At 54.8% G+C, this 12,493-nt stretch carries 11 protein-coding genes and 2 pseudogenes; 7 read left to right on the forward strand and 6 right to left on the reverse strand.

All coding sequences use genetic code 11. The annotated features are described in order from the left end of the window. Positions 1-15: 15 nt before the first annotated feature. Positions 16-960 carry a fatty acid desaturase gene (locus KW837_RS12795; RefSeq protein ID WP_218396174.1) on the reverse strand — a complete coding sequence of 315 codons (945 nt, stop codon included), beginning with the start codon at positions 958-960 and terminating at the stop codon, positions 16-18. Positions 961-1,798: 838 nt separating this feature from the next. Then, a complete protein-coding gene (locus KW837_RS12800) occupies positions 1,799-2,917 on the reverse strand; it encodes an NADH:flavin oxidoreductase (protein ID WP_218396176.1) in 1,119 nt (372 codons plus the stop codon). A 102-nt stretch (positions 2,918-3,019) separates the two neighbouring features. Between KW837_RS12800 and KW837_RS12805 the strand changes: the two genes are divergently transcribed. Next, positions 3,020-3,394 carry a helix-turn-helix domain-containing protein gene (locus KW837_RS12805; RefSeq protein ID WP_192343784.1) on the forward strand — a complete coding sequence of 125 codons (375 nt, stop codon included), beginning with the start codon at positions 3,020-3,022 and terminating at the stop codon, positions 3,392-3,394. 301 nt (positions 3,395-3,695) lie between these two features. After that, a pseudogene (locus KW837_RS12810) lies at positions 3,696-5,114 on the forward strand (aldehyde dehydrogenase family protein). 404 nt (positions 5,115-5,518) lie between these two features. Here KW837_RS12810 and KW837_RS12815 read toward each other — a convergent pair. Beyond that, on the reverse strand, positions 5,519-6,529 hold the full coding sequence (locus tag KW837_RS12815) for an AraC family transcriptional regulator (RefSeq protein WP_218396738.1): 1,011 nt from the start codon (positions 6,527-6,529) through the stop codon (positions 5,519-5,521). 180 nt (positions 6,530-6,709) lie between these two features. On the opposite strand from KW837_RS12815, the gene KW837_RS12820 reads away from it, so the two are divergent. From KW837_RS12820 to KW837_RS12840, 5 genes and pseudogenes are all read left to right on the forward strand, one after another. Continuing rightward, on the forward strand, positions 6,710-7,891 hold the full coding sequence (locus KW837_RS12820) for an acetyl-CoA C-acyltransferase family protein (RefSeq protein WP_192343097.1): 1,182 nt from the start codon (positions 6,710-6,712) through the stop codon (positions 7,889-7,891). 7 nt (positions 7,892-7,898) lie between these two features. Next, positions 7,899-8,750: a 3-hydroxybutyryl-CoA dehydrogenase gene (locus KW837_RS12825; RefSeq protein ID WP_192343096.1), complete on the forward strand. Its 852-nt coding sequence runs from the start codon at positions 7,899-7,901 to the stop codon at positions 8,748-8,750. A gap of 224 nt (positions 8,751-8,974) precedes the next feature. Then, positions 8,975-9,057, forward strand: a pseudogene (locus KW837_RS29070) (hypothetical protein); the annotation flags it as partial. Between the two features lie 140 nt (positions 9,058-9,197). Then, the gene (locus KW837_RS12835) at positions 9,198-9,764 is read left to right on the forward strand and encodes a hypothetical protein (RefSeq protein WP_218396178.1); all 567 of its coding nucleotides are present in this window, start codon (positions 9,198-9,200) and stop codon (positions 9,762-9,764) included. Between the two features lie 49 nt (positions 9,765-9,813). Further along, positions 9,814-10,488 (forward strand): MarC family NAAT transporter, encoded by a 675-nt coding sequence (locus KW837_RS12840; protein WP_218396180.1) that lies wholly within the window; start codon positions 9,814-9,816, stop codon positions 10,486-10,488. Positions 10,489-10,630: 142 nt separating this feature from the next. On the opposite strand, the gene KW837_RS12845 is transcribed toward KW837_RS12840, so the two are convergent. From KW837_RS12845 to KW837_RS12855, 3 genes are all read right to left on the reverse strand, one after another. Then, positions 10,631-11,233 carry a DUF4157 domain-containing protein gene (locus KW837_RS12845; protein ID WP_218396182.1) on the reverse strand — a complete coding sequence of 201 codons (603 nt, stop codon included), beginning with the start codon at positions 11,231-11,233 and terminating at the stop codon, positions 10,631-10,633. A gap of 164 nt (positions 11,234-11,397) precedes the next feature. Further along, positions 11,398-12,093, reverse strand: a complete 696-nt coding sequence (locus KW837_RS12850; protein ID WP_305729665.1) for a tRNA (adenine(22)-N(1))-methyltransferase TrmK — start codon at positions 12,091-12,093, stop codon at positions 11,398-11,400. A gap of 151 nt (positions 12,094-12,244) precedes the next feature. Continuing rightward, entirely contained in the window at positions 12,245-12,406 is a 162-nt protein-coding gene (locus tag KW837_RS12855; protein WP_218396186.1) for a DUF2986 domain-containing protein, read from the reverse strand. Between the last annotated feature and the right edge of the window lie 87 nt (positions 12,407-12,493).

Here is a 12,493-nt window from a genome sequence, read left to right on the forward strand (position 1 = left end):
TTAGCTTTCATATTTTTATTGCTCGGCAGGATGGCGAGGACAATCCACGGGACTGACCAGATGTCTCTGCAATAGCTGGAAGTAGCCATGAATGACATAGCCATTGTTTCGCGCAATCCATTGTTCACGCCTGGTTCTATACACCCGGGGTAAATAAAACCAGGGCAAACCGGGAAGATCGTGATGAACCAAGTGAAAATTGAGGTTAAGAAAGAGCCAACTCAACAGCCCTGACGATTCGTTGATAACCGTGCGGTGTTCTGGAAGCATTGACGGGCGATGCTCGTAAAACGACCTGATCATGGCAATGGACAAGGCCGGCAGAGAAACTAACATTATGTACTGTACGGCACTGATGGCGCTGTATTGTTCAACCAGGGCCAGCACTACGCCAACACTTAGTATATGAGCTGCCCACATCCGCCAAGCGATTCGCCCGGTGTGAAATAGCCCTCCGATCTCGCTACTCACGAGGGTTATCACCGCCAATGGCGCGCCCATAAGCAAACGACCACCCAAGGTCTTGTTTACCCATAACAGCGTTCTGATATAACGAGGCGAGCGCAACCAAAAAGCACCGGTGACATAACGACTTTCTGGATCTTGACCCGGTACCGTCAGCACCTCGTCGTTGTGATGCGCTAAATGCGTGTCCCTATAAATGTCATAGGGATACCAAACGGCGAACGGCAGAAATCCCAGGGCTCTATTTATGGCAGGCCAACGAGTTGGATGACCGTGGATAAGCTCATGCTGAATCGACATCCAGAGCACAACCAGTGGAACCAACAGGACAATGGTGAATACTTCGCCGAGTGCGTCCCCATAAATAACAATAAAAGCCCAGGCCAGATAGAACCCGACCAATAAAAGCCAAGTAGGCCATTCGGTTTGGCTGGTTAATGTCGTGCTCAGCTTAACAATTTCAGCTCGATGAGCTTCATCCAAATAGTTTGGCATTTGTTGTAAGTCGCGATAGATCTTGCTCGGAACAGAAGCCCAATCACTTACGCGTCAAGCTGCAACCCCATGGGACCGGGTATTACCTGAAGAGGATTGGCTAGGCTAGCGGTATGGAAGTGCCCAACAGCGATTATTCACATGGCGTAGAGCAGAAACGCCAAGCCTTCGCTGATTGCACTGCAGGCTTCGCTGTTGGCCTGACAAGGAAGAGGTTTGCCGGTAACGAATGGAATGGCAATGGAGGCACAAGGACTAACGCGGATATTGCCGGAGTGAGAAATCGCGACATGAGCTCTGTCATAAGACAGAGCCTCAAGGCTGATTTGGAAGATTCGGGCGCCGGACATAGTCGTACCATAAAATAGGATTAAACATATCCGGCGGTCCGGTAACCACAATGTAGCAGAATGGCTAATGCACTCAAGAAATATATTTTATTATGCTTATTCCAGAAATGAATAAGCATTAAGCGGTGCATCTCCCCTCCTCTCAACGTGTCTGCTCCGCTAGCCTAGTTTCAGCGTACCGACTCTAAGCAACTTTACGCATTGCCGACTAACTAAATGACCGGCTGCTCCCGAAAGGCCTAGATAGCCACGAAGAATCTAGCGCTACATTAATCGGCGACGCTATGCAACCTGCGCGTAAATGCCCAGGCCGCACCACAACGCAATTACGCGGGTGTTGAGCGGCCTTAACATGTTCGGTCATTGAAACAGTCAGGGCGCACTCAACAACAAATTACGATCTCGGCCTCGCAACATCCGAAGCTAGACCTCTGATTTTTTCAGACTAAAACCTGTGTGGCATCGCACTCTCCACTCCGCAACAAGGCTCAAGCCAATTCGGCTAAAGATGCCGGATTGAAGCCCCTCAGATCTGCATAATCGCCTTTTTCCACTTTGGCGACCCAATCCTTGTCACTCAGCAGAACACGCCCTACAGCGATCAGATCAAACTCTTCGCGCTCCATGCGCTCGACAAGCCGATCCAAACTCGCAGGGGTTGACCCCTTGCCGGCGAAGGCGTGAGTAACATCATTATCTAGCCCAACCGAACCGACGCTAATGGTTGTGGCTCCAGTGACTTTCTTCGCCCAACCCGCGCAGTTCAGCCCGTTCTCACCGTCAATTTCGGGAAACTCAGGTTCCCAGAAACGTCGCTGCGAGCAGTGCAGGACGTCGACACCGGCCTCGACCAATGGCAGCAGCCAGTCTTCCATCACAGCTGGTGTTTCAGCGACGCGTACGCCGTAGTCCTGTTGCTTCCACTGGCTGACGCGCATGATGATCGGGAATTCAGGGCCAACAGCATGACGAACAGCAGATACGATCTCGCTGGCAAAGCGCGAGCGTTCCTTGATTGTCGGGCCGCCGTAGCGGTCGGTGCGCAGATTGGTACCAGACCAGAAAAACTGATCGATCAGATAACCATGGGCTCCGTGGATCTCAACGGTATCGAAGCCCAGTCGTTTGGCATCCGCTGCGGCCTTGGCGAACGCTGCTACCGTGTCGGCAATGTCCTCTTCACTCATCGCCACACCACGCAGGTCACCTGGCGAATCAAGGCCCGACGGGCTTTCCACTGGCGCATCTGGCTCCCAGTCGTTGATGTAACGCGTGGCACCGGTGTGCCAGATCTGCGGTGCCATGCGCCCGCCAGCGTTGTGGACCGCATCGATCACGGTTTTCCACCCCGCCAGCGCCGCTTCGCCGTGAAAAAAAGGGATGCCGGAATCATTGCGTGATGCTGGGCGATCAATCACGGTGCCTTCCGACAAAATCAGCCCGACACCTCCCTCTGCCCGCCGCCGGTAATAGGCAGCGCTCGCTTCACCCGGGATGCCTTCGGGTGAGAACAGACGCGTCATCGGCGCCATGACAATCCGGTTTTTCAGTTCAAGCGATCGGATGGAAAGAGGACGAAATAAACCGCTGGTATCAAGCTTTGACATTGGATGGACTCCATTTGCTTTTGGAAGTCACATAAGTATATTTTGTAGACCTAATGTCAATTAGGCACCTAGAGTCGCCTAGGTATACATGAGGAAACTTCGATGCTGGAATTAAAGCCGCAATGTTTTTCGTCAGACTGCCCAAGCCGGGCGCTGTTCGACCAAATCGCAGATAAGTGGTCGATGATGGTTCTGGCGGTGCTTGATGATGGGCCGCATCGCTTCAATGCCATCAGGCGTCGCCTGGAGGGCGTCACTCAGAAGGCACTTACACAGTCCCTGCGGCGGTTGGAACGAAATGGTCTCGTCTCGCGCCAGATCATCTCGTTCTCGCCCGTGGCAGTGCAGTATGAGATCACCCCACTTGGTCTGACACTGCAGCAGCCATTTCGCGAATTGCATAAATGGACGCTCGACAAATTGCCTGAGGTTGAAACGGCCCGGTTGAAGTTTGACGAGGCCGCGCAGGGAAGCTGACGATGCGAGTCTTTTTATTGACTCCCCGCCACTGCCAACCTGCAACGCATTACTTGATAGGTTTGCCGGCGGTATCCCTAAACCTACCAGCGCTACATTAAGTGCCTAATTGACTCTAGGTTTATCGCGCATACCTTGTAATGGTCGCCAACGATGGTCTCACTTGATGCCTTATTGCGACCCTTGATCAACGCTTCTCTGCGACTCTCGACGATTGGCCAAGCGCCTTCGATATCGACGCGGCAGCGCTGATCCCAGCGGCCTGACCTTTTTTGGAAAGCCCAATATGACGAGGACTAAAATGCGCAAAAATCTTCAGTTTTACATCGATGGTTCGTGGGTGGAGCCCGCTGGCAATATCGTAAATAGATGTAAATAATCCGGCTGACGAAACGGTTGCCGGCCAGGTCGCGCTCGGTGGCACCATTGACGTCGATAAAGCAGTCGCAGCGGCGAGAGCCGCCTTCCAGACCTTCTCGCAGATATCGGTTGATGAGCGTCTTGCACTATTCGATCGAATCATCGCAGCCTACTAGTTGCGCGCACATGACCTTGCGATAGCAGTGTCCGACGAAATGGGCGCACCGCTATGGCTTGCCGAGCAATTGCAAGTCACGGCCGGCCTCGCCCACATTCAAATTGCTCGCGCCGCGTTAGCCAAATACAGTTTCGAACACGAGATGGGCACCACTGAGATCGTACGCGAGCCGATTGGCGTCTGTGCGTTAATCACGCCATGGAACTGGCCGCTCAACCAGTTGACCTGCAAGGTGGCCGCAGCGTTGGCGACAGGCTGCACGATGGTGGTGAAGCCTTCTGAAGTGTCGCCCTTCTCGGCGACGATCTTTACCGAGATCATGCATGATGCCGGTGTACCAGCCGGTGTTTTTAATCTGGTACATGGAGACGGCAAAGGTGTTGGCGACGCACTGACTGGTCATCCTGAAGTCGATCTCGTCTCGTTTACTGGATCTACATCCAGGTAGCGCGTAATGCTGCACTGACGGTGAAACGCGTACACCAAGAACTTGGCGGAAAGTCGCCGAACATCCTTTTGCCGAGTGCCGATTTCCCTTCCGCCATGGCGGCGGGCGTGGCTCAAATTATGCTCAACAGCGGTCAATCATGTAATGCGCCGTCACGGATGCTTGTTCCATTTACACGAATGGATGAGGTAGCCGATCTCGCGCGCACTGCGGCAGCGCAGTGGGTTGTCGGACACCCGGCGAACAATGCCAAAATGGGGCCGGTCGCCTCCGAGGCGCAGTGGAGCAAAATCCAGAACCTGATACAGATCGGCATCGATGAAGGTGCAACACTGATCACAGGGGGGCTCGGCCGACCTGAAGGGCTTGATGCCGGATTCTACGTCCGGCCGACCGTCTTCTCCGACGTGACGAATGACATGACTATCGCCCGCGAGGAAATCTTCGGGCCGGTGCTTGTCATCATCGGTTACACCGATGAAGCCGACGCAGTGGCGATCGCCGATGACACGGTATTCGGTCTTGCCGCTTATGTTCAGGGCGAACATACAGCCGCCGAGGCAGTGGCACGCAAACTTCGGGCCGGACAAATCACGCTCAATTATGCCGACATGGATTTGGCGGCACCGTTCGGGGGATACAAGCAGTCGGGTAACGGTCGTGAATGGGGAGAAGTTGCGTTCGGCGATTTTCTCGAAACCAAAGCGATTGTTGGCTTTCGCCGGGCCATGTGACGAGCCTGCTGCCGGACAGGTTGCCATGAACGTCTGAGTAACCGTCAAGCACTAGGCAACTAGTGCTAGGACATCCGGTGACGTTACCTAAATCGGAATCTATGGCTTAGATGACGGTAACGGTATGATCACGTACTGGTAGCCGGTCATCGTGGCAAGAGGACACTGGAAACAGGGGAGGTACAGCAAGGTCTGGTCTGGACAGGTCGTAGGTCTGATTGATGACATTCCAACTGTGCGCGAGCTTATGGACCGCATTGTGGCCGAATGTCGCCAATCCCTTGCTACGGCCACAACGATGGCCAAGCAGGCGTCTTCATAAACTATCGGGCCGCCACCGCTTCTTCGGTGGTCCGCCAATTAAGTTGGGCGGACACCGGGATCCCGGGCTCAGTCGCCCGCAGTCAACTTTTATCGTTGCGTTGGCGAAAGCTTCCCGGGCTTTCGCCCGTCCATTGCTTGAAAGCCCGATGAAATGCGCTGGGTTCTCTGAACCCGACCTTATAAGCGATGTCCGCAATGCTCAGCGACGTTGTTCTCAAAAGCTCGAATGCAACAACTCGACGTACCTCATCCTTGATTTCCTGGTAAGAAAAACCCTCGCGCCTAAGGCCGCGCCGTAGACTGGCAAGATTGACATCGAACTCATTTGCAACCTGCTCAAGCGTCGGCCAGTCGTCATATCCGCACTCTTTCAACCGCTGATGAATCCGGGCACTGAACCCTTCTCGATTACGGAATCGGATAAAGACCGACTGGGGCGCATTGCGTAAAAAAGTGTAGAGCGCTTTGCGGTCCTGCACTACCGGAAGAGCCAAGTACTCGCTGTCAAACTCAATCTCCGTCGCCACAGCGTTGAAATCGACATTTGCGCCCCAAAGGAGATTTGTATCGCCGTGAGGCGGCCGCCTGTAGGCAAATTGCGCCCGGCCTATCGGGATGCGCCTACCGGCTAACCAGCACAGCAGACCCACAATCATCAATAAGAACGTCTCGGTCACCACTGCCTTCAAATACTCGTCGTCTGAACGACAATGCATGACTACCACCACCCGTTTACCGCGCACATGAACCTCGCATCGAATATCGCGCAAGAACAGCTCGAAGTATTTCAGTGACAGCTGCAGCGCTTTGCCAACAGTCGGCGCCTGAATCAATCCGCGGCATATCAACGCAAAACTACCGACAGGCATTCCATGGGAGTCGAACCCAAAGAATTCATCATCGAGCTCTCTGATTACGGCTAACCAAAGATGGGCCAATAACGTCGGGGACACCCTGTCATCCAGCGCTTCTGGCGTCTGTACTGTGAAACCCGACTCCATTAAAAGTCGGGCCATTCGCTCTGGTTGATCGTGAAAGCGCATGAGCAGGGCTTTGACGAAGTACGATGAAATCGAATGCTTTTCTCTCATAGTTCCTGCAATGCGTATGGCAAAAAATAGCACTTTTGCTGAGCCGTATTGGCATAGGCCCATCTCTGCATGGGCCACTAAACTGATCGTCACCAGAACATTACTTCAGATATCGGCCTACCTGTCACCTGTTGAACACAAGGGCCGACAGAGGCGACTTGTCATACCAAGGAGCTCCTCATGAGTACCCGTGAAGTTTTTATTGTCAGCGCTACCCGCACCGCAATAGGCACCTTTGGTGGCACGCTCAAAGATGTCACGCTGGGCGACCTGGCGACCATCGCCGTCAAAGCCGCCTTGCAGCGCAGTGAAATCGATCCGGCATTGATCGAACATGTGGTAATGGGGAACGTAATAGCGACGGAACCGAGGGATGCCTATTTATCTCGCGTGGCGGCCATGAATGCCGGCATCCCCAAAGAAACTCCCGCGTATAACGTCAATCGCCTGTGCGGTTCGGGTTTACAGGCAATCGTGTCGGCTGCACAAACTCTTTTATTGGGCGATGCCGAGATCGCCATTGGCGCGGGCGCCGAATCCATGAGTCGTGGTCCGTATCTTCTGCCGTCGGCGCGGTGGGGAGCTCGCATGGGTGATGCCCAGGTAGTCGACTATATGCTTGGCATCCTGCATGACCCCTTCCACGGGATCCACATGGGTATCACTGCGGAAAACATCGCAGAACGCAACGGTATTACCCGTGAGATGCAGGATGCACTGGCCTTGGAAGAGCAGAAACGTGCGACGCATGCGATCGCTGAAGGTCGCTTCATCGACCAAATCGTTCCAGTGGAAATCCAGAGTCGCAAGGCCACTCAGCTATTCAGTGTCGACGAACATCCCCGCAGCACTTCTCTGGAACAGCTTGCCCTGATGCGTTCGGTATTCAAACAAAACGGCTCGGTGACCGCCGGTAACGCGTCCGGACTTAATGACGGCGCCGCCGCATTGGTTATGGCCACGGGAGCCGCGGTGAAGTCCAATAACTTACGCCCCCTCGCCCGGCTTGTGGCCTACGCACATGCAGGTGTCGAACCGGAATTAATGGGGCTCGGGCCGATCCCTGCGACACGTCTTGCATTAAAACGGGCAGGTCTGACTGTGGCAGACATGGACGTCATCGAAGCGAACGTCGCTTTTGCAGCCCAAGCCTGTGCAGTCACTCAAGAGCTTGATTTGGACCCAGCCAAGGTTAACCCCAACGGTTCCGGGATTGCCCTTGGCCACCCAGTAGGGGCCACCGGAGCGATCATCGCCACGAAGGCCATTCATGAATTGCACCGCACAGGTGGGCGGTATGCACTGGCGACAATGTGCATCGGTGGCGGCCAAGGTATCGCGATCATTTTTGAAAGGGTTTGAGAATTTTATGAACATTCAACACATTGCGGTGATCGGCGCAGGCGTCATGGGCAATGGCATTGCTCAGGTCTGCGCCTTGGCAGGTATAAACGTTTCATTGATCGACATTTCTGACGAAGCGCTGGCAAAAGGTCTGGCTGCTCTCACCGGTAATTTGGAGCGGCAGGTTCGCAAAGAGGCAATCTCGTCCTTCGATAAACAAACCGCTCTAGGGCGTATAACGTTGAGCACCGACTACGCCGTGCTGGACCAAGCAGATTTGGTGATCGAAGCCGCTACCGAAAATCTTGAGCTAAAAAAACGCATCCTCAAACAAATCGACGATGTGGTTGGCAGCGACTGCATCATTGCCAGCAATACCTCCTCTTTGTCGATCACTGAACTCGCGGCAGTGGTTAGGCGACCTGAGCAATTTATCGGCCTGCACTTCTTCAATCCAGTGCCGATGATGGGCCTGCTGGAAGTCATACGCGGTTTGCAAACTTGCGACGCTACTCACACGACAGCGCTGGCGTTGTCGGCCCAGATCGGCAAGAGTGCGGTGACGGTGAGTAACCGTCCTGGTTTCGTGGTTAATCGTATTCTTTGCCCAATGATTAACGAAGCAATCTTCGTGCTGCAGGAAGGTCTGGCGAGTGCCAAGGACATTGATCTCGGCATGCAATTGGGCTGCAACCATCCCATCGGGCCGTTGGCACTGGCAGACCTGGTTGGGCTGGACGTGCTGCTGGCGGCATTGCAAAGCCTTTATGGGGGCTTTGACGACTCCAAGTATCGTCCAGCGCAACTGCTTAAGGAGATGGTTGCGGCCGGTTATTTGGGTCGTAAAAGCGGCCGTGGCTTCTATTCGTACGAGTGAAGCAATCTTGTCGTTTCTGGGGTTCCCGATTTCTGTTGCACCATTTCTGTATCGCTTCCGTATCTTTTCCGTCCTTTCCGCAATCCCTACCCTACGACGCCACGTCTCCGACCACAGATGCGAGGTAGATACGCTCATGTGATCAGTGCAAAGCCTTCGCCGAGAAGACTGAATTATGCGTATCGGCGTTGCGCCCTGCTCCGCCGGGGGTGACAACCAGCGCCAACATTCGGATCGCCATCAAACAGATCGCCAAGGTCCATCCGGCAACCAACTGGTGATCGCCCACGGCAATGGTCCGCAGGTCCAAGCAGACTGCGATTTTGCCCGCCATACTGGAAAAACCGCGGTGATCGGTCCACTCTCGGATATCGAAGCGATTGTCCAGAGCAAGGCTCTAGCGATCCCTGGATTCGTTCTGTCAACCATCTATGGAAAAGCAGACCCATGAAACCAATCCGCGCCGTTGCCCTCGCCTCACTCCTCTCAACCGCCTGCCTGACGGCCCATGCCGCCGATATACCGTTGGGCAGCAGTGCCATGGAAGGTCACATCGTTTCACGCGTACTGGCCGTTGATCCCGCCAACTACCAGGTCACCATCGAAGGTCGCGACAAGAGTCCAGTGCCTATCCAGCTCACTGACCAGGCCAAAAATCTGCACAATTTGAAAGTCGGCGACACGGTCGATATTCATGTGATTCGCTCGGTCGCTTATAAGCTTGATACCGATGTTGGCGGTGCATCGGGCATCACTGATGAATCCATGTCCATCCGTGCTACCAAGGACAATCCCAATCCCGGAGGTGAAGCGGTTCGCCAGGTCAAGGTCACGTCCAAGATCACTCGCATTGACCTGAAACAGCATGAGGTGACCTTGCTTCCGCCGGAGGGAAAAGCGACTGTCCTGAAAGTCGAAGATCCGAAGCTTCAGGAAAGAATGAAAAAACTCCAAGTGGGTCAGACGGTCGATGCCATTTATACCGAAGTGCTGAAGGTCAAAACTTCACGCTAACAACGTTCGCCGACAAACGTGGCCTCGAACAACAGGACTTGAGTTCGACATGACAGATCTGTTCAATGCAATCGGACTTGGGTTACTGGCGCTGCTGCCATTGACTAACCCCCCCACCACAGTTGCGCTGTTTCTCGCCTTGAGTAAGGGGCTGAGTCACAAGGAAAAAAAGTCACAGGCTTTTCTGACGTCATTCTATGTCTTTCTGATCATGACGTTCACTTACTACGTAGGCGCGTTTGTTATGGATGCGTTTAATATCTCCATACCGGGCTTGCGTATGGCCGGTGGCGGAATTCTCATCATCATGGGCTTGAAGATGCTGTTTCCAACGCCTCTTCAGCCCTCTGCTTCCAGCAACGGCGCAACCGAACAACCGAACTTTGCGTTCATCCCGCTGGCCATGCCCAGTACGGCCGGACCTGGCACCATTGCGATGATCATAAGTTCCGCCGCCACTATCAAACACAGTACGTTATTTCCTGCCTGGGTCTTATTAGTAGCCCCTCCGTTAATCTTCCTGTTTACCGCTCTTATCCTTTGGGTATGCCTGCTTGGCTCAGGAATAATCATGAGAATAATGGGACAGTCAGGCATTGATGCCATATCACGGCTGATGGGTTTCCTTCTGGTATGCATGGGCGCGCAATTCGCCATTAATGGCTCGGTGGAAATCATCCAAACCATCATCGACAGTAATGCTCACCTGCTCCGCCCTCAGTAATTTCAAGAGCGTTTTCTATGAGTACCACCTGGCTGGCTCTCGGCATCCGGTATGAGAAACCTGAGGTTCTGCTGTCGCGGATGCCAACCAGACGCGAGCCCAGCTTTGGCCCGCACCGATAGCTCCCCTCGGTGACAGGTCGCTATTTTTCAATAAGCCCTTCGCGCAACGACCGCCTGACCTCAGCCTGTATGGCATAAGCCGGCGCCTCTACAGCATTGAAATCCTGTGTATAGCGCTGGGCAAATCCTTCTACCCCCCACTCCTGATACTGCTGCACATGCTTTAACTCGTGAGCCCAGAGCGCGATGTTCTGTTCTGCGGTTTGAGCGTCCCGGAAGAGGATGATGTCGATCAGTGTCACGGCGCCGACATCGGGGTTTTGCAGCATGGCAGTGGCAGCGTTGAATTGACCGTCGTCGCTGACTTTGTAGCGCGCGGTATCGAGGACGCTGGGGTCGTACCAGCGCAGCAGTTGCTGCCGGACGTGCGGTGGAATGGGTTGGATGCCGGCGCTGGCTGCATCAGCGCGGGCTTGGGTCAACCATAGCGCCAGGGCAGGCGCTGCGATCTGGTGGACGTCATCAGGCAGGGAGCCGAGCATCGGCTCCAGGTCTGGCAGGCAGATGCAGCCGTTCAGGCACACTTGTCTCTCGCCAGCTGGGCAAGCGTTGATCTGGGCTGGCACTTCAAGCGTCAGGCAAAGCACAAACAGCGCCACCAGGCGCGTGGTGATGGGTGGCATTGGCGCTCCAGGGACGGACGCAGCGCGAACAGGTCACAATTGATGGAGGATCAGCTAGCTTTAGCGTAGTCCCGAACCAGACGCTCCCAAGATAATTGCAGGGCAGACCATTTTTTCCGTGAATCCCTCGATAGGCGACTTAACGTACAGCCGCTGGAGCGTGTTCAAGCCAACAGCTCGGTGATCCACCGGGCTTGCCGGGCGATGTCTTGCACCTTTTCCTCGGGCACAACCTGCCGAGCCCGGGCGAAGCTGGTCAGCGTCTGTTGCTTGTGGCGCAGAATGCGCTGCCACTTGATCAGGAACGCCGGGCTGCGTGCCTGCATCTGCAGTGGGCCGAAGTACAGCTCCTCGGCGGTATACAGCACTGGCCCGACGCGCTCGGCGACGATGATCTCGTAGTAGAAGCGGTTTTCCCGCAGCACTTCCTCGCAGAGGATACGGTAACCATGCTCCATCAGCCATTGGCGCAATGGCTGCTCGCCACCGTTGGGCTGCAGGATCAGTCGCTCACGGCCGTTCAGGCGCGCCTTGCCGTTGTCGAGGATGTCGCGGATCGTCTCGCCGCCCATGCCACAGATGCTGATCGCCGTGATCCCGTCTTCTGGCTCGATCGCCGCCAGGCCATTGGCCAGGCGCACGGTGATCCACTGGTCCAGGCCGTTCTCGCGCACAGTGCGTTCGGCCGAGCGCAATGGCGTCAATGCCACCTCGCCCGCCACCGCCGCCGCGATGGCGCCACGGCGCATCAACGCCACCGGCAGATAGCCGTGATCCGAGCCGATATCGGCCAGGCGCGCATCTGCTGGTACATGCGCCGCGACGCGTTCCAGGCGCATGGACAATGTGTGTTCGTTCAACAGCAGCCCCTTTTCACCACGAATATCCGACACCTTTGGCCGGATCGGGGCGCGATTCTGTCGAGTCACGCCATGCATTTCAAATTTATGCGACCAGGGCCATCTCGCCCCGACCTACCGCACACGTATCGACCCAAAAAAAATACCTGGATCAGCTCTCAGGGGAAATGATCGAGTCCAGACTGGGTTCAGCAGCCAGTTTCAATCGGTCAGCTTTACTGATGTATTTAGACTTACTGGGCGGTGCCAATTTGGCGCTGGCCTTTTTTGCGTGAGCCTTTAATAACTGCTTTATTTTTTTACGACGGTTCATATTTCCTGCTCGGCGTGTGAGTTCGTGAATGATGGCAGAGGTTCGGGTAACGGGACAATGGTTGATGGCTTCCAAGTGGTTCGCGAC

This window comes from Pseudomonas sp. PDM24, assembly GCF_019218905.1.
Lineage (GTDB): Bacteria > Pseudomonadota > Gammaproteobacteria > Pseudomonadales > Pseudomonadaceae > Aquipseudomonas.